Origin of the sequence: Qipengyuania aquimaris, from assembly GCF_020171965.1 — a bacterium.
Taxonomy (GTDB): domain Bacteria; phylum Pseudomonadota; class Alphaproteobacteria; order Sphingomonadales; family Sphingomonadaceae; genus Qipengyuania; species Qipengyuania aquimaris_A.
The window spans coordinates 1,099,221-1,118,911 of record NZ_JAIUZK010000001.1 but is presented as its reverse complement, the minus strand read 5'-3'; the positions used below and the strand labels follow the sequence as shown (position 1 = coordinate 1,118,911).

13 protein-coding genes, 1 tRNA gene and 1 pseudogene are annotated in these 19,691 nt (G+C 63.0%); 9 read left to right on the top strand and 6 right to left on the bottom strand.

Translation table 11 applies throughout. The features are described from left to right. Position 1 precedes the first annotated feature (1 nt). Genes LCM24_RS05450 through ftsE form a run of 3 tightly spaced genes read right to left on the bottom strand, consistent with a single transcriptional unit; the run spans position 2 to position 2,192 of the window. Entirely contained in the window at positions 2–532 is a 531-nt protein-coding gene (locus LCM24_RS05450) for a YdcF family protein (protein WP_224803072.1), read from the bottom strand. After that, entirely contained in the window at positions 529–1,464 is a 936-nt protein-coding gene (locus tag LCM24_RS05445) for a cell division protein FtsX (protein ID WP_224803071.1), read from the bottom strand. Before LCM24_RS05445 ends, LCM24_RS05450 begins: the two co-directional genes overlap by 4 nt. Continuing rightward, positions 1,461–2,192 carry a cell division ATP-binding protein FtsE gene (gene ftsE / locus LCM24_RS05440; RefSeq protein WP_090478338.1) on the bottom strand — a complete coding sequence of 244 codons (732 nt, stop codon included), beginning with the start codon at positions 2,190–2,192 and terminating at the stop codon, positions 1,461–1,463. The genes LCM24_RS05445 and ftsE overlap by 4 nt, the downstream gene beginning before the upstream one ends. Positions 2,193–2,351: 159 nt before the next feature. Between ftsE and LCM24_RS13075 the strand changes: the two are divergent. The 5 genes and pseudogenes from LCM24_RS13075 to LCM24_RS05415 all read left to right on the top strand — a co-directional run. Continuing rightward, positions 2,352–2,447: pseudogene (locus LCM24_RS13075) on the top strand (MJ0042-type zinc finger domain-containing protein); the annotation flags it as partial. Between the two features lie 123 nt (positions 2,448–2,570). After that, on the top strand, positions 2,571–3,209 hold the full coding sequence (locus LCM24_RS05430) for a thioredoxin (RefSeq protein ID WP_224803487.1): 639 nt from the start codon (positions 2,571–2,573) through the stop codon (positions 3,207–3,209). Between the two features lie 114 nt (positions 3,210–3,323). Beyond that, positions 3,324–3,410: transfer RNA gene (locus LCM24_RS05425), tRNA-Leu, on the top strand. A 128-nt stretch (positions 3,411–3,538) separates the two neighbouring features. Next, complete coding sequence (locus tag LCM24_RS05420; RefSeq protein ID WP_224803070.1) at positions 3,539–4,099, top strand: PAS domain-containing protein; 561 nt, start codon at positions 3,539–3,541, stop codon at positions 4,097–4,099. Then, positions 4,096–7,530, top strand: a complete 3,435-nt coding sequence (locus LCM24_RS05415; protein WP_224803069.1) for a CheR family methyltransferase — start codon at positions 4,096–4,098, stop codon at positions 7,528–7,530. Before LCM24_RS05420 ends, LCM24_RS05415 begins: the two co-directional genes overlap by 4 nt. Here LCM24_RS05415 and LCM24_RS05410 read toward each other — a convergent pair. Together LCM24_RS05410 and LCM24_RS05405 are read right to left on the bottom strand one after the other, a co-directional pair. Then, positions 7,490–7,867 (bottom strand): response regulator, encoded by a 378-nt coding sequence (locus tag LCM24_RS05410; protein WP_224803068.1) that lies wholly within the window; start codon positions 7,865–7,867, stop codon positions 7,490–7,492. The genes LCM24_RS05415 and LCM24_RS05410 overlap by 41 nt on opposite strands. An 85-nt stretch (positions 7,868–7,952) precedes the next feature. Then, positions 7,953–9,371: a patatin-like phospholipase family protein gene (locus tag LCM24_RS05405; RefSeq protein ID WP_224803067.1), complete on the bottom strand. Its 1,419-nt coding sequence runs from the start codon at positions 9,369–9,371 to the stop codon at positions 7,953–7,955. A 96-nt stretch (positions 9,372–9,467) separates the two neighbouring features. Between LCM24_RS05405 and LCM24_RS05400 the strand changes: the two genes are divergently transcribed. Further along, positions 9,468–11,063: a hypothetical protein gene (locus LCM24_RS05400; protein WP_224803066.1), complete on the top strand. Its 1,596-nt coding sequence runs from the start codon at positions 9,468–9,470 to the stop codon at positions 11,061–11,063. A 3-nt stretch (positions 11,064–11,066) separates the two neighbouring features. On the opposite strand, the gene LCM24_RS05395 is transcribed toward LCM24_RS05400, so the two are convergent. After that, complete coding sequence (locus LCM24_RS05395; protein WP_224803065.1) at positions 11,067–13,841, bottom strand: phosphoenolpyruvate carboxylase; 2,775 nt, start codon at positions 13,839–13,841, stop codon at positions 11,067–11,069. Positions 13,842–14,100: 259 nt separating this feature from the next. Here LCM24_RS05395 and mtnP point away from each other — a divergent pair, with 259 nt between their 5' ends. The 3 genes from mtnP to putA all read left to right on the top strand — a co-directional run bounded on the left by mtnP (position 14,101) and on the right by putA (position 19,682). Next, complete coding sequence (mtnP, locus tag LCM24_RS05390; protein ID WP_090476772.1) at positions 14,101–14,973, top strand: S-methyl-5'-thioadenosine phosphorylase; 873 nt, start codon at positions 14,101–14,103, stop codon at positions 14,971–14,973. Then, entirely contained in the window at positions 14,970–16,457 is a 1,488-nt protein-coding gene (glpD, locus tag LCM24_RS05385) for a glycerol-3-phosphate dehydrogenase (RefSeq protein ID WP_224803064.1), read from the top strand. The genes mtnP and glpD overlap by 4 nt, the downstream gene beginning before the upstream one ends. An 87-nt stretch (positions 16,458–16,544) precedes the next feature. Then, positions 16,545–19,682, top strand: coding sequence for a bifunctional proline dehydrogenase/L-glutamate gamma-semialdehyde dehydrogenase PutA (gene putA / locus LCM24_RS05380; protein WP_224803063.1), 3,138 nt, complete (start codon positions 16,545–16,547; stop codon positions 19,680–19,682). Positions 19,683–19,691: the final 9 nt, after the last annotated feature.

The window sequence follows — 19,691 nt, the reverse complement described above, 5'->3', positions numbered from 1 at the left end:
ATCAGACCGGCAGCCCCTGCGAGATTTCGGACGCCAGCAGCTTGTTGTATTCGAGGAACAGCGTCTGCAGGTCAGGATGCGAAGGCACCGCGTCCCTTACCAGCGTGGTTTCCGCAGGCAGCACACTCGCCACTTCCGAATAGGCACGCGCCATATGCCAGTCGGTCGTCACGAGGCGGGCGGAGGTGAATTCCTTTTCGGCCATCCACTGCGCGACTTCGCCTGCGTTGCTGCGTGTGTCGACGGCAAGATACCCGAGAGTGACGCAGCAATTCATCGTCCTGCGAGAGACATCGAACTGGGCGGCGAATTCGCCTTCCTTGACCTCCGGGTCGACGCCCGAAACGAACATTTCCTGCGCCTGGCCTTCGGCGACGACTTCCAGCCCGCGGGCAATCCGGCCCGGCCCGCCCGTCAGCACGATGACGGCATCGGTCTCTACTTCCTTGGCAGGCGAGGGCAGGGTCACCGAAAAGGCGACGAAGCCGAAGGTGTAGAGCAGCACGAGGGCGGCGACGAAGCGAAGGATCACAGCATTTTCCGCAAGGATGCGAGGACGGTCATGCGTGCCGTGTAGACTGCAATGACGACGGCGAAAAGCGGGACCATGGCCAATATGACCCAATCGATCGCGGACAGTGACCCGCCTGCAACCATACCCGAATCAAGCGCGGCAAACCTGTTGGCGAGCAGGGCTATCGCCCCTGCGCCCAGCACCAGTCCAAGCAGCCCGCCTGCGATCGCATCAAGCAGGATCGAGCGCTGGAACACGCTGGCGATCTGTGCATCGCTGCCGCCGAGCAAGTGGACGATCTCGATCGTATCGCGATTGCCGCCGAGGGCATTGCGCGCGGCCAGCCAGACTGCCGCCACGCCGGCAAAGGCAAGCAACCCGATCAGGGACAAGGCCATGAACTGCAAGGTGCGCAATGCGTCCAGCACCGGGGCGAGCCACGTTTCCTGGCTGTCGATCCGGGCGGACGGCGCATAGGCTGCGATCCGGGTTTCCAGCTCCGCCAGGGCATCGTCATCCACTTCCGCAGCCAGTTCCAGATCGATCAGGGCGGGCAGCGGGACGGCATCGACCGCTTCACCGGACCCCAGCCAGGGCTCCAGCAGCGCGGCAACTTCGCTCTCGGGCACCATGCGCAGGCCCGTTACCGCCGGATCCTCACGCAGCAGGCCGGCTATGCGGCGCGCCTGTTCGGCCCGTAAATCATTGTCCGCCTCGATGATCTGGACCGTAGCGCTACCGGCGAGGTCCCCCCTGGCGCTGGCGGCGAGATTGGAAAGGGCCAGCGCGCCACCTGCGGCAAGGACGCAGAGCGCGACCATGATCGCGATGACCCATGGCACCGGTCCTCCGAGGCGCGTGCGCGGAAGGAGGCTTGCCGCCCTGCGCCCGCGGAATGGAGCGAGGCCCCGATCGACCGCTCGGCCCAGGGTCGGAGGTTTGCCGGTCATGCCTCTACCCCGCTCGGCGCGCGCTTGGGCGGATAGCGCAGCGCTCCGGTCGGATCGGAAAGCGTACCCTTGTCCAGCCGCATGATAAGGCTTTCGGGCACTTTCCTGATCAGCTGGTAGTCATGGGTCGCGACGACGACTGTCGTGCCCAGCCGGTTGAGCGCCTCGAACAGGCGGATGAGCTTGAGCGCCATTTCGGGATCGACGTTGCCGGTCGGTTCGTCGGCGACGAGGATTTCCGGGCGGGCGATGACGGCGCGCGCAATGGCAACGCGCTGCTGCTCGCCGCCGGAAAGGGTCGCGGGCCGTGCATCGGCACGGTGACCCAGCCCGACCCAGTCGAGCATGTCGTTGACGGGCCCGGCCAGGTCGCGCTCCCTCACTCCCGATACGCGCAGCGGCAAGGCGACATTGTCGAATGCGGACAGGTGGTCGACCAGCCGGAAATCCTGGAAGACCACGCCCATGCGGCGGCGGAAGCCGGGCAATTCGTCGCGCGGCATGGTAATCACGTCGGTGCCGAACATGCGCATCCCGCCGCGGGAGGGGCGCTGGGCGAGATAAAGCAGTTTCAGGAGAGAAGTCTTCCCCGCCCCGCTGGCGCCGGTGAGGAAATAAAACCGGCCCGGAAACAGGGTGAAGGAAATATTCGACAGCACCTCGCGCTCGGTGCCGTAGCGCAATCCGACGTTGTCGAACTGCACGATCGCGCTTTCCTTTGCGCTCATCGGCCTGGTTTCGCCGAGAAAAAGAGGTGAATTAGGGCCGACATCGTCCAATTGGAGCCTATAACCGCGCTTCGATGTGGAAAAAAGCCGCTTGGGGCTTTCACGCACAGATGCGCCGCTTGTCGCGATTCGCACCAATGCGTAAGGCTTTCATCCACCATGATTATCGCCTGTCCCGCCTGTAGCACGCGTTATGTCGTTCCCGACAACGCAATCGGTGTGGACGGCCGGACCGTTCGCTGCGCAAAATGCAAGCACTCCTGGTTCCAGGATGGCGCAGATGTCGAAGGGGTTCAGGCGAGCGAGGCCGCTGCACCGCCGCCGCCTCCGCCGCCACCCCCTCCTCCTCCTCCGCCGCCGCCGGTCACGGAAGAGGATGTGCAGGCCCGCCCAGGCTTCACATTCGATGAAGGCGACGCCGGTCTGGATGACGAGGACGTTTCTGCCAATGATGGCGAAGTGGCGCCCGATTTCGACGAGACGCATCCGCCTTCCTACGACGACGTAGAGCCGACCCCGCCGGTCTATACCGATGATGACGAGGGCGACTTCGTGTCGCGCTTCGATCATTCACCGCCCTTCCGTCCGCGCCGCAACATGATGAAGCTGTGGACCTGGGCCGCCGCGATATTCGCGGTCCTGGCGCTTGGCGCGGTAGTCGCCATCACGCAATTCGGCACGCCGTCCTGGTGGCCGGTCGACAAGCCGACTTTCGGGCAGGCTCAGCCCGATCTCGAATTGCGGTTCCCTCCGGAAGCGCAAAGCTGGCGCGAACTCGAAAACAAGACCTACCTGTTTTCCGCCCGGATCGAGGTTGAAAACACCTCTCGCGAAAGCCGTGACCTTCCGCCGATCCAGATCGTCATGCTCAACGAGCGCGAGGACCAGGTCTTCACCTGGATCGTCCAGCCGCCGCAGCCGACCCTGGCGCCGGGCGAAACGGTGACGATCGACGAGGCGAGCACGCAAGTGCCGCGCAATGCGGTCTATGCCGACGTGGGTTGGGCGCCGCTTTAGAATTTGCATGAACAAGGTGCTTGCGGGGGCGCAGTCTCGCTGCTAGTGGCGCGCTCCTACCGGCGGTAGCACGCCTCCTGCGCATGCGGGATTCGCTACCGGATTTGACTGTGTGCGGTCGTGGCGGAACTGGTAGACGCGCAACGTTGAGGTCGTTGTGGCCGCAAGGCCGTGGAAGTTCGAGTCTTCTCGACCGCACCAACAGTCCCCTATCTCCCGATCATGAAGCTGCGGGCAGGCATCGGCAACATTGCTTGTCGCTGCCGCATAGCGGGCTTAGACCTTTCTTGCTGCACCGGAAGGATTCGGGCGGCCGGAGAGCGTGATCGATGCAATGGCTGGATAAGGACGGCGAGCTACCGCAAGCTCTGGGAACCGTGCTCGACAAGAGCAAGGTCTCGCTGTCGCTGGCCGATCTTCGCATGGAGGATGCCCCGCTCGTCGGCGTGAACAAGGCTTTCACCGCCATGACGGGCTACTCGGCAAGTGAAGCGCTCGGCAGGAATTGCCGCTTCCTCCAGCCTGCGGGCGGAGCCGGTCCCGTGCGCCAGCGGATGCACGATTTTATCGCCAACCCCAATTTGAGCGAGGGCAAATTCCTCGTGCCTAACGTCAAGGCCGACGGGACGCCTTTTCTCAACCTGATTTATCTGTCAAAGCTAAATTTACGCAATGAAATCGTGTACATACTGGGCTCCCAATTCGAGGTGGCGCAGCGCGGGGACGATGCGTTGCAAATGTACGAGACCGCGTTGAAGCAGGACATTCGAAGCCTGCGCGAGGTGGTCGGGGAATTGGGCATGGTGATGCTGGGCACCTATGAACAACTGGCATCCAGCCATTCGATAATCGCGGAAATGCGATTGTCCGACTTTAGGGGGTATCTGTGAGCGAGGGTCTGGAAAAGGGTGTGCCCGTCGTAGCTATCGGGGCGTCGGCCGGAGGACTGGAGGCGCTCCGCGAGGTTTTTGGCGCGCGCAGCGAGACAACAGGCCTCGCGTTCGTGATCATCCAGCATCTCGACCCCACGCACGAATCGCTCATGGCACAACTGATCGAGCGCTACACCTCCATGACCGTTACCCAGGCCGAGGGCGGAGAAGTTCTCGAGGCCGACCACATCTATGTCATCCCGCCGGGCCACGGGCTTGCAGTGACGGATGGAGTGCTGAAACTCACCGAGTTTTCCGATCCGCGTGGCCAGCGCCGGCCGATCGACGATTTCTTCGATAGTCTCGCCAACGACCGTAATCATCTGGCCGCTTGCGTTATCCTTTCTGGTACCGGTGCAGACGGCAGCCGGGGCCTGCGCGCGATCAAGGAAAATGGTGGCCTGGCAGTAGCCCAGGATCCGGACACGGCCCGGTATGACGGGATGCCTGTCTCTGCGATTGCGACCGGACTGGTCGATGTTACTGCAAAGCCTGCCGATATTATCGATGTCGTCAGCGACTTTTTTGATCGGGCACCGACCGAAGAGATCGAAGGCGAGGCCCGCGAGGTCGCCGACCGGATCGACGAGCTATGCGAGGTCTTGCGCGAAACGGTGGGGCATGACTTTTCGCGCTACAAACGCTCCACCCTTGTGCGTCGGGTCGCCCGAAGGATGCAGGTCCTCTCGATCGAGGATGCAGGAGAATACATAGACCGCATGCGGTCCGATGGGGACGAATGCCAGGCCCTGTTCCAGGACCTCTTGATCAATGTTACGCAATTTTTCCGCGATGGCGAAGATTTCAGGACGCTTCACGCGCAAGTCATCGAAACCATCGTGCGCAATGCCCGCGACCGGCAGGAAGTGCGGGTCTGGGTTCCCGGCTGTTCGAGCGGCGAGGAAGCCTATACGATCGCGATGTTGTTTGCGGAATCGATGCGCCGCGAAGACAAGCGACCCTACATCCAGATTTTCGCGACCGATATCGACGACAAGATGCTCGATATCGCGCGCAGCGCGACCTATCCGGCCTCTGCGCTGCCGGATATCCCTGCCGAATACCAACATCATTATGTGATCGGCGGAACGGATACTTTCTCCATGACCCCGCAGATCCGGGACATGGTACGCTTCAGCCTGCACAATGTCGTGCGCGACCCGCCGTTCTCGAAGATCGATATCGTTTCCTGCCGGAACCTGCTGATCTATTTCAACGAGGAACTGCAGAAAACCGTGCTGCCCCTGTTCCATTTTTCCTTACGAGACAGTGGCTACCTTTTCCTCGGTACTTCGGAAGGGATCGGACGGTTCGATGACCTGTTCGAGACGGTGGACCAGAGCGCCCGCATCTTCAAGCGCCGGAACGTGAAGAGCAGCTACAACCTGCAACTCGCCAAGACTAATGCACCGACGTACGTCCGCAGGCGGGAGCGCAGCGACGCCCAGTCGGAACCGCGCCCTACAGGCAATACAGAAATCGCGGCATTGCGCCGGATTGCCGACAAATATTCTCCCGTCAGCCTGATCGTGGACCAGGAAGGAACCTTGCTGCAGAAATGGGGCGCGGCAGGCCGATACCTGGAATTCCCCGACCGACTCGAACGCACTGTTCACGTTCCCACGCTCGCGCGTCCGGGCCTGCGCGAGGTTATCGGACCACTCTTGCGCAAGGTCGTCGAAGGACAGACGCGCCTCGTTGCGCGTGATCAGGAAATCACGACCGAATTCGGCCGGATCAAGACCTCGGTCCTGTGCGAACCTATCGGTCCTGGTGGCTATCTGATCGTCATCCGCGAAACGGGTGCCTTGCAACCCTTCGATGAAGCGGAATTCGAAGAATTCGAAATCGGGGATGGCCAACTCCAATTCCTCGAAGAGGAACTGCAGAATACCCGCCACCGCCTGCGTTCGACGGTGGAGGAACTTGAGACCACAAACGAGGAGCTCAAGAGCAGCAACGAAGAAATGATGTCGATGAACGAGGAGCTCCAGTCGACTAACGAGGAGCTCACGACGGTCAACGACGAGTTGAAAACCAAGGTCGACCAGGTGACGGTCGCCAATGCCGATCTGAAAAATTTCTTCGCTACTACCGAGCTGATGGTGTTGGTTGTCGACGGCGATCTCAACCTGCGCAGCTTCACCGAGGCGGCTACGCAAATCTTCCCGATCGACGAACGCGATGTCGGTCGCCATCTCGATGTTCTGCCTTCGCTACTGAAGGATCAGAGCTATCTGCGCATGGCCAAGGCCGCTGCCGCGCAGGGGCGTTCGGAGGATTACCACACCTCGCTGGAAGACGGGTCGCGCGAGTATATCGGACGCATCATCCCTTACCGCCAGATGGACGGCGAAATCGACGGCGCAACGATCGTCTTCACCGATGTGACCGACGCGTTGACGATGGAACGCGACCTGCGCGAGGAACGCGAACGGCTGCGCCTGGCGCTAGAAGTCGCGAAGATCGGTATCTGGGAGTACGAGCCCGCTACCGATCGCACAGTGCTCGACAGGACGGAGCGGCTCCTGCTCGACTTGGGCGACGATGAAGGTGACACCATGGAACCGATCCTCGCCAAGCTACCGGGACCGGACCGGGATCGCATCAATACCGCGCTACGCCGCGCCATGGATGGCGAGAAAGACTTCGACGAAGTATTCTCCCTGCCGCTTAAAGACGGCAGCACGCGCTGGCTGCATGGTCTGGGACGGCGCATCATGAGTAGCGAAGGCGCGAAGTTCATCGGCGTGACCTACGACATCACGGCGGAACGCGAGATCCTTGCCGAGCGCGAGATCATGCTGCGCGAGATGAACCACCGGGTGAAGAACCTGTTTGCGGTGATCGCGGCCATGGTCGCGATCTCGCGGCGCGAGGCGGACAATCTCGACGATTTTGCAGAAGACCTGCGCAATCGCATCCACGCGCTCGGGCGCTCGCATGCCCTGACTACGCGTCATGCGGATGGCGGCTCGGTCGGACTTCGCGAATTGCTCGAGACGGTACTTGCACCGTCGCATGAGAACCAGAAGCTCAAATTCGACGGGCCCGACGTCGACATTCCCAACGCCAAGCTGACTTCGGTGGCACTTATCCTCCATGAATGGGCGACCAATGCCTCCAAATACGGGGCGTTGGGCGATGAAAGCGGATCCGTGACAGTCAATTGGCAGGTCGAAGACAACGACTTGCGCCTCGACTGGATTGAAAACGGGAGCACGGGGAAAGACGGCACCGGCAAGGGTTTCGGCACCCGCCTGCTCGAAGTAACCGCGCGGCAGCTATCGGGACGGGTAGAAGGCGAGAAGGCGGAAAACGGCTACCGGCGTAGCCTGGTCTTCCCGCTCAGTGACAGTGGGCCGCCCGCTCCGCCAAGCCCTGCTTGAGAGCTTTCAGCAGGTCGCTTTCGCAAACCGGCTTGTCGAGGCGGGGTTCACTCTTGAATTCGGTCGCCAATTCTTCGTGACGCAGGTTCGCGCTGACGAAGACGATATGCGTGCCGCTTTCGCGAAGCTTGCGCGCCAGGGGCCATACGGGACGGGCGTTGAGATCGATGTCCAGCACCGCAGCGCGCGGGGTTTCTTCGCTCACCATGTCGAGCGCCTCGTCGAGCGAGGTGGCCGGTCCCAGGACGTCGTAACCGGCGTCGACGAGAGTCATCTCGAAATCGAAGGCGATCAAGGCCTCGTCGTCGACGATCAGGATCCGATTGGATAGCGACACGAAAATTCTTCCCCTTTGCGGGTCAGAATACCTTCGTCGGCAAAAGGTTTCGCAGTTTATGACATTTGTTCCGGCGAGGGACGGTTCAGCGGTTGTCGATCGGGCTCATGGACCACCAGGCGCCTCCATTGCGCTGGACCTTGTGGCGGCCCAGATCGCGCAGGCAGGCCATGAAGCCGGGCTTGAACATCTCGGTGCCTTTCGAACAGTCCGCCTCCACGCACTGGCAGTCGAACGTATCCCACTGGTCGGCAGTGGTGAGATAGATGTCGCCATAGGGGTTCAAAAGGCGCAAGCCGGCGATGGCGCCCACTTCGCTTTCATTGACCAGTAGGTCATACCCGCGCTTCCCGTTGAGGATCGGGCCATCCTTCGTATCGAGGCCGGGATCCGCCACGCGCGTCGTCGGCCCGTTGCGCACGACGAAGAAGGCGGGGGTGACCGCCCGCCTTTCGGCGCCGTTGGGATGTTCATCCTCCGGCAGGCCGGCGTGGCGGCACACGCTCTGGTGCATCCGCTCCATCGATCTTTCAAAGAAGACAGAGCGCCTGACGCCGCCATCGTATAGCGCGCGGGATCCCTTGCTGGACCCGGTCACGCGCAGCTGCTGGTGGAACACCGGCATAGCGGAAGATGCCATCGCCGCAGCGCTCAAGGCGTCGACCGCCTTTTCGTTGTCGGGTTCGTCGCGAACCAGGCCGCGCACATCGACATAATGGAACAGGCCGCAATTCGCCTCGACGAAGCCGATGTAGCCGGCGATCTTCGATTGGCGCAGTGCGTCGAGAAGAGTGGCATCTCCGTTCTCGAATATGGCGTTGCGAATGCGCTTTCGTAGCGGCGCAGTACCCGCCTGCGCACCGCGCAAGGGCAGCATTTCAAGGCCGGTGTTGCGCACCACGTCGCGCTCGGTACGCGGAGAATAGCCCCACTCCAGCCGGTCCATCGCATAGCGCCGGGTCTGCACCGGTTGGGACTCGTCCAGCGCCACCATAAGCAGCAGGGTCTGCAGCGATCCGGTGGAAATGCCGGTGATGATCTTCACGTCGCGCATCGCGAGGTCCCGGCCGCTGGCATCGTGCATGGTGCGGAAAAGCCCCGCGCCATAAGCGCCCCACTGCCCCCCGCCCGAAAGCATCAGCACCTTCGCGCCCGGCGCATTGTGCGGCTCGTCCGGGTCATGCGCGAGCTTGCGGCCATGTTCGTCGTGGCCATGCAATGCGCATTCTTCGACCAGCTTTTCGAGATCGTCGCCGAGCGGGTCGCTGTCATGACCGGCATGATGGCCGTGCCCGGCTTTGGCGATGACCGACTGGTTGTGCGGAGTGGGCGCATCGCGCTGTATGTCGCGGATGAAGCGGTTGGGCGCTGCCTCGTGCACATGGTCGTGGAAGTGGCTGCAGGGAACCTCGTGCGGTCCCCAGTTGAACAGCTTGCGCCCGATGAAGAAGAACAGGAACGGCAGGCAGAAGCCCACCACGAGGTAAAACAGGTTTTCCAGCATCGTCGCTTGCCCCCTCGACAGCCACCAGTCGGATTTTGCCTATAGGGTTTACGCTGTAATGCCTATTGGAGAGGGACGACATCGGGGGAACAATTGATGCGCATCGAACGCAAGCGTGGCGGGCCGTGGGTGAACGAGCACCGCTCGATCTTCAAATTCATGCGCCGGACGGTCGATATTCACGAAGATTCGGGCGATGACGTGGCGAGCGTTCTTGCGCAGCGACGGGACGCGATGGGCGAGCTCATCGACTACGAGGCCAAGCGCGACCGCGAGCTGTGCGTGACCGGGTCCGGCTGGTCGCAGAGCAAGCTGTTCCACGGTCTTTCCAGCCATGTGACGACCGATGGCGACGAAGGCATCTGGCCGGTCCCCGACGAGGCATTCCTCGACAGCGTGAAGAACCGCGGTCGCTATGTGCTGGTCACCGGAGGGACGAAGATACACCGGCTGATGGACTGGCTCGGCAAGCCGGAGCGCGACCTTTCGCTGCGCACGGCCGGTTCGCATAAAGGCCAGAGCGTTGCGGGCATGGTGGCCACCGGATCGCACGGCTCGACGCTCGATGAAACGGGCTGCGAAACGCATGTGAGGGGCATGGTTCTCTCGACCGGCAAGGGCGAGGCGGTATGGCTGGGCGATCCTGACAAGCCCGTCCTCAAGGAAGCCTGGATCCAGCGGTTTGCCACTCCCCGCGATCCGACCCATTTCGCGGCTGCGCGGGTCCATCTCGGCGGCATGGGTTTCGTTTCGGCCTACCTCATCGAAGCGGTGGAGGAGTTTTACTGCGGCTTGGTCAAGCGTGCTCGCGTGCTCCCTGCCGACTGGGCCGACCTCATCGCGCAAGGGCGCTTTGCCGAGGCGATGGGCGACATAACCCAGGGCCGCACGCCGCATTATTACGAGCTGACCTTCGACCCGTTCGCAGCGGAGGACGAAGAAGTGCTCGAGACGATCTGGCTCGACATCGAGACGACGGCCAAGCCTGTCCTAGATGCCGCCCCCGTCAGCCGGACATCGTTCGAAGCGCTGGGCGAGCAGGCGGCGAAGGGGGTGAAGCAGATCACCGAGAACCCGCTCGCTCCTGAAATGATCGAGGCCCGCCTGCGCGATCTGATCGATGTGCCCGGCATGATTTTCGACGACTTCAAGGAGCATGCCTGCGACGAGCGCGACGTGCCGCGCACGCTTCCGCAGCTGACGGCTCAGTGGGAGCCGCACCGGCTTTTCGGGCTGAGGGTTGATGTCTACAATGCGGCCTTCGCAGTGCCGCTGGAGCGCCTGCCAGAAGCCTTGCGGATTGCGCGCGAGATGGCTGCGGGGACCGAGGACAACATCCGGACCTTCAGCAAGGATTTCGTCTATACCGTGCGGTTTGCGAAGAAGAGCCCCGCCGAGATGGGCTTCCTCAAATTCGACAACAACGCCATCATCAATATCGACGGGCTGCCGAAGAATTTCCTGCTCGGCACCGACGCGCATGTGGCTGCGCGGCGCCTGCAATATCTCCTCAAGAAGGCGGGCATCCCCTTCACCATGCACTGGGGCAAGGATGCGCAGATGGATGCGGCAGACATCCGCGACCAGTACGGCACTGCGGTCGACGCCTATCGCGCGGCACGCAAGGCCCTGCTGGGGGAGCGGGACGAGGTCTTCATCTCACCCGCCCTCGAACGCTGGGGCCTTGCCTGACCCTTATCCGTGAGCGCCGAACAGGTTCGCGATCGCTGTCGAGATGCGCAGCGATAGATTGTGCGCGTCCTCGATCGGGTCGATGTAATTGGCCCTGATCGCGTCATACCCTTCGCCGGTTCCGCGCGGGTATTCGCCGCCTTCGTCCATCGCGAAATCGGTCTTGCGCGGGAAGCTGGTGGGATAGGCACGGCGCAGCTGCGCGAGCGCTTCGTCGACCCGCAGCGTGAAGACCATTTCCAGCACGTCGGTCCGGCTGATGTCGTTGGCGCGGCTGAAGACCGGGACGGACACGATCTTGAGGAACATGTGCTGCATCAGGGCGAGCCGCACTGCCTGGAGCACGCCGATCATGCGGCGCGTGTGCTCGCGTTCAGGATGCGGTTCTTCGTCCGGCACGAGATCGAACAGGCGATGAAGCTTGAGCGCGTCGACCCGCAGGCGCGAGGCAAGCCGCCGGAATACGCCGTTGCGATCGTCTTGGATGAGATATTCGGCCAGCGCCTCGCAAGCGCGCGAAAGATGGTCTTCCGTCCCGCGATAGGGGCGGCTCGCCCAGTAGGCGGAATTGAACAGCTCGCCATAGGCCGCCACGGTCTTGATGCTGGCCAGCGCATTGGAGGCGCGCACGAGGCGCATGATCTGGCGGCCGCGCGGGCTTTCGCGCAGTAGCTCTGCAATATCCTCGTAATTGCTTTCGGCCGCGCTCCCGACACCAGCAATAATGTTCACCGGATAGCCCAATTGCTGGAGAATGGCGTTGTGCGGGATAGCGCGGATTTGACGCAGGCTCATCTCGCGGTCGGCGTTGAGATCGCTCTGGCGGCGCGACACGCGGCTGCCGGTTGAATTGAGCAGGCCCAGGCCGAAGGCGGTAATCGCCCGGCTGTAGGTGCGGCTTTCCAAATGCTCCTGCTGGTGATCCTTGATCGCCCGGTAAAAGTCGAGGCTGAGGTCGGTCCGGCGATAGAAAGGATCGGTCGGCGCTTCCAGGTCCGCCGTCGCCGGCGCGCGCTCGGCAATTTCGGAAAGTGTCGCCAGCGCCAGCTCGGGCGTCGAGAAGAACAAATAGCCGTCACCGCCCTGAAAGCTCGCCTCGGGTTCCAGCCGGATGTTCGCGCGCGCAAACCGGCGGCGCGCCCAGGGGCTCATCGGCCATTCGAGGCGATCCTTGAAGCTGGCAGGATGCGCGCCGCGGCCCATGCCCTCGCCGTGCGTGTTGAAGACGAGCGCGGCGACATCGGTCAGGCCATTGGCGGCCATCGCTTCGGCTAGGCGGCCCTGCAGGCGTTCGATCGCGAGGCTGGCAGGGATCTGCCCGACGAAACGGCCCGCATCGGAAAAACCGGTCTGGATCGCGACCCTGCCGCGCAGGCGCGCATAGTCGCGATAGGCTTCCTCCGCGAGCAGGGCGTCGAGGAAGCGGCCGCCATGTTCCAGTGCGCTTTCGGTCTCGAACAGGGGCGATACATCGACCTTGTCCTCGATGCCGAACAGGCGTGCGAAATAGAGCGCCGAAAGGACGGTCGCGGGCTGTTCGCATTCCGCCACCAGCATGCGGATCGGCGCATCGGCGTCCACGTGCTTGAGGATCTGCGCCATGGCGAGAAACTGGCGCACGGCGGTCGAACTTTCGATCGCGAGCGAGGCGAAATTGGCCGAGAGCGGCTTGGCCTTGGCGAGCAGGTCGCGCAGGGCACCCAGCGCACCCTGGCTGCCGAGGTCCAGTTCCTCGCCATTCTCGATCCGCGTGCGAATGGCATTGTGAAGCTGCTTGGCATTCACGCGGAAGTGAATGTGGCCCATGCCCAGCCCATCGGCGCGCATGGCGGCGGCCAGCGTCTTGAACGCGATCGCTTCTTCGGTCGCTTCGTCCGCAGCTTCATTTTCCAGCTGTTCGATGATCGGGGCCAGCGACAAGAGCTTGTCGTCATGGTCGGCGGTCAGGCGATTGGCAGCCTCGGACAGGTCTTTCGGGTCGGTCAGGTCGCCCGCAAAGTCTTCCGCACTGCGCAGCGTGTGGGCCTGTGCGGCACGCAGCTTGGCAACGAGCGGATGGTCGGAATCGATCGCGGCGAGCTGGTCGGCATAGCGGCCCAGCCTCTCCGCTTTTTCGGACAGGCGGAAGCGGATCGAAGTGTACCACTTGATATCCGTACGCCCGTCCATGTCATAGCCGACCCAGCTGGCGAAGTGGAACGGCAGCGGCTGCAATTCGCGCCAGCGCTTGGGCCACTTCCTGGCGGCGCAATCGTAGAGCGAGGTGACGATCCGGTCGCGGGCTTCTTGGGCGTGCGCCAGCGCGGCCATCGCCTCGCCATGCTCGTAGTCGAGGGTGATCTGCGCACGCACGCCATCGGGGTGGCCCACCTTCACGCCTTCGCCGGCGGCCTTGGCGACGGCGGCGGTCTGTCCCGGCGGGAGCAGGAAGGTCGGGTGCGCGGTGAAGACGACATGCAGCTGCGGATGGGCCCAATGCGCGGCGAAGGCATCGAAATCCTCGGCATCCTTGCAGAAAGTGTCGAGCCGCTGCGGCGCAGCGTCGGGCGATACCAGGTCGCGCAAATGGTCGGCTCTCACTTCGAGGGCCTGTCCTTCCAGTTGCTCGATCAGTCCCGCCAGATCTTCGAGCGACAGCTCCCCCGCTTCCAGCTGGCGCGAGAGATCATGGGCAAGCTGGAACACCGGATTGAAGAGCGGGGTTTCCTGCGTCCTCGCATGCAGTTCGCGCAGCCGTTCGGCCAGCGTGTCGAAGGAGAGGGGGGAAAGATCGGTCAAATGCGCGCTCCAGCTGAGGTTCGGTGCATAAATGCCGGGAAAAGGGGGCTGCGAGTCAAGGGCGGGGTCCGCAAGGAGGCATGAATAGGTTTGCGCATCGACAACGGCGCACTGTCCGCGGGTGTTCCTCCCTTCTCCCTTTACACCTGCGCTTTCCTTCGTCACCCAATCGCCAGGCGTTAACAGCTCGCGCACACTCACGCGCTAGGTCCGCAAGGGCCGGCTTTGCGGTGAAGGGCACGAAACAGGATATGGATACATGAGCGATTGGACCATCGGCATCATCGGCGGGTCGGGCCTCTATGCGATCGACGAGCTGGAAGACGCGCAATGGATCGAGATCAACTCGCCCTGGGGTGAGCCGTCCGACCAGATCCTGTGCGGTACCATCGGCCATGTCCGCGTCCGCTTCCTGCCGCGCCACGGACGCGGCCACCCGATCATTCCCGGACGGATCGATGCGCGCGCCAATATCGATGCGCTGAAGCGGGCGGGCTGCACCGACATTCTCGCCATCAGCGCGGTCGGTTCGCTGTCGGAAGAGCTGCCTCCGGGCCGCTTCGTGACGGTCGACCAGTTCATCGACAACACCAAGGGCCGCGCCTCGACCTTCTTCGACAACGGTTTCGTCGCGCATGTGCCGTTCGGCGATCCGGTCTGCAGCCGCCTGTCGAAACATATCGGCAAGGCGGTCGAGAAATCGGGCGGCGACGTCACCACCGGCGCGACATATCTGGCGATGGAAGGCCCGCAATTCTCCACCCGCGCGGAAAGCAAGCTCTACCGCCACTGGGGGGCAGAGGTGATCGGCATGACCGGCATGCCCGAAGCCAAGCTCGCCCGCGAAGCCGAACTGCCCTATGCGCTGCTCGCGATGGTGACAGACTGGGATAGCTGGCGCGATGACGAGGCGACTGTCGACGTCGCCGAAATCGTGGCCCAGATGCAAAAGAATTCGGAACTGGCGAAGAAAGCGCTGGTGGCGTTCTGCAAGGGGCTGCCGAAAAAGCGCAGTCCCTCGCCGATTGACCGCGCGCTCGACGATGCGGTGATCACTGCGCCCGACCAGCACGACAGGGAATTGATGGCCAAGCTCGACGCGGTGGCAGGACGGCTTTTCCGCGCACGATGAGCGACCGCTTCGACCTCCTTGTAATCGGCGGCGGCATCAACGGGGCCGGTATCGCCCGCGACGCGGCAGGGCGCGGCCTGTCGGTCGCACTGGTCGAAAAGGACGACCTGGCCTCGCACACGTCATCGGCCAGCACCAAGCTGGTCCACGGCGGCCTGCGCTATCTCGAACACTACGAATTCAGGCTTGTGGCGGAAAGCCTGCGCGAGCGCGAAGTGCTGCTCGCGAATGCACCGCATATCATCTGGCCGCTGCGTTTCGTCCTGCCGCACGAGCCGGGGATGCGGCCGAAGTGGATGCTGCGGGCGGGGCTATTCCTTTACGACCGTCTCGGCGGGCGAAAGACGCTGCCGGGCTCGCACAAGGTTGACCTGCGCGATCCGCCACATCGCGCGATCCTGCAGGATCACCTGACCAGCGGTTTCGAATATTCCGATTGCTGGGTGGAAGATTCTCGCCTTGTCGTCCTTACCGCAATGGACGCGGAAGAGCGCGGCGCGAAGGTGTGGACGCGAACCGAATGCACCGCGCTGGAGCGCAAAGCCGACCATTGGGTCGCCACTTTGGGCGGGTCCGACGGCGAGCGTGTGGTGGAGGCCAAGGCGGTAGTGAACGCCGCCGGTCCTTTCGTGGACAAGGTTGCCAAGTCCGCGCTCGGCGAAGGGACGCCGGCGCATCTGCGGCTGGTGAAGGGCAGCCACATTATCGTGCCCCGCGCCTACTCCGGCGACCATGCCTATATATTCCAGCAGGCCGATGACCGGATCGTCTTCGCCATTCCCTATGAACGCGATTTCACCCTGATCGGGACGACGGATCTTCTATACGAAGGCGACCTCAATCATGTCGAGATCGCCGCGGAAGAGCGCGAATACCTGCGAGAGGCGGCGACCCGCTATCTCAGGAGCGGGATCACCGAAGAGGATATCGTGCACACCTACTCGGGCGTGCGGCCCCTCTATGAAGACAATGCCAAGTCCAATTCCACGGTGACGCGCGATTACGTCTTCGAGATCGAGGCCGAAGGCGGCGCGCCGATCCTGTCGGTCTATGGCGGCAAGATCACGACTTATCGCAAGCTGGCAGAACACGCGCTCGAAAAGCTCGCCGACCACGCCGAAATCCCGTCGCAGGGTTGGACCGCACACGCGCCCCTGCCTGGCGGCGACATAGAAAAAGGTGACTTTGCCAGGTTCCTCTGGAAAGCGAGCGACCGTTTCAGCTGGGTTCCGCCGGAAATGCTCTTGAGGTTGTGCCGCGCCTACGGAACCCGGATCGATCGCGTACTTAGCGATGCACAAGGCCTCGACGAGCTTGGCATGCATTTGGGCGGCGATCTCTACGAGGCGGAACTGCGCTATCTCGTCGATTGCGAATATGCCCGCTCTGCCGAGGATGTGTTGTGGCGCCGGAGCAAGCTTGGCCTGCATTTGTCCGACGAAACGCAAGAATCCGTAAGGGAATGGTTCGCGAAGCGCGCCTAGCATGCGCAGCGGATCACAAAGCTTGAAAGCGCGGGTGCTCGGGTCCAAGTGGCGGGGGTTAAATCCCTTTGTCACTTTCGGAGTCGCATGGCCCTGCACGATCCAGTCCGCCCCCAGTCCATTTCCCGCCAATCGCTGCGTGAAGCCTACCGCGCAGAAGAGAACGCCTGTGTCGCAGAACGCCTGACCCAGGCCGCTCCCGCCAGCGCGAAGCATGACGAGGCTGCGGAATTAGCTGCACGGCTGATCGAGGGCGCCCGGCGTCAGAAGGCGAGCGGGATCGACGCGTTCCTGCACCAGTACGGGCTGGCGACCGAAGAGGGTGTGGCGCTGATGTGCCTTGCCGAAGCGCTCCTGCGCATACCCGATGCGCCAACGGCGGATGCGCTGATCCGCGACAAGATCGGCGATATCGACTGGTCGGAACATCTCGGCGAAAGCTCGTCGACATTCGTCAATGCAGCGACCTTTTCGTTGATGCTGACCGGCGAAGTGCTGGAACGACCCGAAGAAGCACAGAAAGGCATGCGCCGCACGCTCAAGGGAGCGGTTACGCGGCTGGGTGAACCGGTCATCCGCAAGGCGACGCTGCAGGCGATGAAGATCCTCGGCGGCCAGTTCGTTTACGGTCGCACGATCGAGGAATCGCTCAAGCGCGCGGCACCCGAACGCGCCAAGGGCCTGACCCACAGCTTCGACATGCTCGGCGAAGCGGCGATGACCTATGCCGATGCGGAACGCTATCGCGCCAGTTACGAGCGCGCGATCGACCGGCTGGCCCGCGAGGCGACAGGCGATCTTGCCACTTCGCCCGGAATTTCGGTCAAGCTCTCCGCGCTACATCCGAAATACACCTTCCTGCATGCGGATCTCGCCATCAGCGGCCTGCTGCCGATGCTGCGCTCGCTGATCGTCAAGGCGCGCGATGCCAATATCCATTTCACCATCGATGCCGAAGAGGCGGACCGTCTGGAGCTGTCGATGGATATCATCGAGGCGCTGGTGCGCGACGATGACCTGTTCACGCGTCCCGACGGCTCGCGCTATGAAGGCTTCGGCCTTGCCATCCAGGCCTACCAGAAGCGCGGCGTGCCGATGTGCGAATGGGTCGCGCGCCTCGCCCGCAAATACGACCGCCGTTTCTTCGTCCGCCTGGTGAAGGGCGCGTATTGGGACACGGAAATCAAGCTCAGCCACGTCGGCGGCTTTACCGACTTTCCGGTTTTCACCCGCAAGCTGGCGACCGACGTCAGCTACCTCGCTTGCGCCGACAAGTTGCTGGCCGCAGACGACGTCATCTATCCGGCCTTTGCGACGCACAACGCCTACACCATCGGTGCCGTGAAGGCGCTGGCCGGTGCGAAGCGGTTCGAATTCCAGCGGCTGCACGGGATGGGCGAAGACGTCTACGGCGCGCTGGCGCAGGTGGAGGGCAACCGGAAGACGAATGTCCGCATCTATGCACCGACGGGTACGCATAAGGACCTGCTCGCCTATTTGGTGCGCCGCCTGCTCGAAAACGGTGCGAACTCGTCCTTCGTGAACCGCATGGCCGATGCCGAGGTGCCCGTGTCCGAACTGGTCACCGATCCCTGCGCGGACCTGCTCGAGCTTGAGCCGTATCGCAATCCGGCAATCCCGCTTCCGGCAGACATCTTTCCCAACCGCCGGAAATCGGCAGGGATCGACCTGTCCGACCCGCTGGAGCGCGAACCGCTGCTCGACCGGCTGCACGAACTGGAATCGCGCCACTGGCATGCGGAGCCGACCTTTGCTTCGGGCGCGGATGCGGAAATCGCCCCGATCAACAAGCCGCATGATCTCACGGCAGAAGTCGGCACACGGCGCGATACGCTCGATTTCGAAGTGGAAGAGGCGATTACGCGCGCCGAACGTATCCAGCATGGCTGGAATGCGCTGGGCGGTGAACGCAGGGCCCTGCTGCTGGAAGAAGCAGCGGACCTCTTCGAAGAGCACACGGACGAATTCCTGTCACTGTGCCAGCGCGAAGCCGGCAAGACCCTGCAGGACGCCATTCTCGAATTGCGCGAAGCGGTGGATTTCCTGCGCTATTACGCAGGCGAGGCGCGGCGTCTTTTCGAAGGCTCGATGCCGCTGCCCGGACCAACGGGCGAGGAAAACCGCCTCACGCTGGCCGGTCGCGGCGTCTTTGCGACGATCAGCCCTTGGAACTTCCCGCTGGCTATCTTCATCGGCCCCGCCGCCGCTGCTCTTGCCGCCGGCAATACGGTGGTCGCCAAGCCGGCGGAACAGACCCCGCTTATCGCAGCGCTCGCCGTCAGGCTGTGCCACGAAGCGGGCATTCCCGAAGAGGCCTTCCAGCTGCTGCCGGGTGCAGGCGACGTTGGTGAGTTCATCACTTCCGATCCGCGTATCGCAGGCGTTGCCTTTACCGGCTCGACGCAGACGGCACAGGCCATCAACCGCAGCCTCGCCGCGCGCGACGGACCGATCGCCACCTTCATTGCCGAGACCGGCGGCCAGAACGCGATGATCGTCGATTCCACCGCGCTGCCCGAACAGGTCACCCGCGATGTCGTCGCCTCCGCCTTCCAGAGCGCGGGCCAGCGCTGTTCGGCCCTGCGCGTCCTGCACATCCAGGACGAGGTCTATGACGAGATGCTGGGCATGATCCGCGGCGCCTTCGAAGCGCTGACGATCGGCAATCCCGAAAACCTGTCGACCGATGTCGGTCCGGTCATCGATCCCGATGCCAAGGCCGCGCTTGAGCGCCACGTCGCACGCCGCAAGAAAGGCGGAATGCCGGTCTGGCGCCGCCGCTTGCATCGCGGGGCCAATGCCGGATGCTTCGTCGCCCCGACAATCATCGAAATCGATTCGATCCTCGACCTCAAGCGCGAGAACTTCGGCCCGGTCCTCCATGTCGTTCGCTACAAGTCGAGCGATCTCGGGCGCGTGGTCGAAGAGATCAATGCGACCGGCTACGGCCTCACGATGGGACTGCACAGCCGGAACGACGACACCCGCGCGTTTGTCGAGGCGCGCGCGAAGGTCGGCAATTTTTACGTCAATCGCAACCAGATCGGCGCCGTGGTCGAAAGCCAGCCGTTCGGGGGCGAGGGCCTGTCGGGCACCGGTCCCAAGGCGGGCGGCCCGCATTATGTCGCACGCTTTGCGACAGAACGGGTCGTGTGCATCGACACTACTGCAGCCGGAGGCAACGCCACCCTGCTGGCGAGCTGACACAGGGGT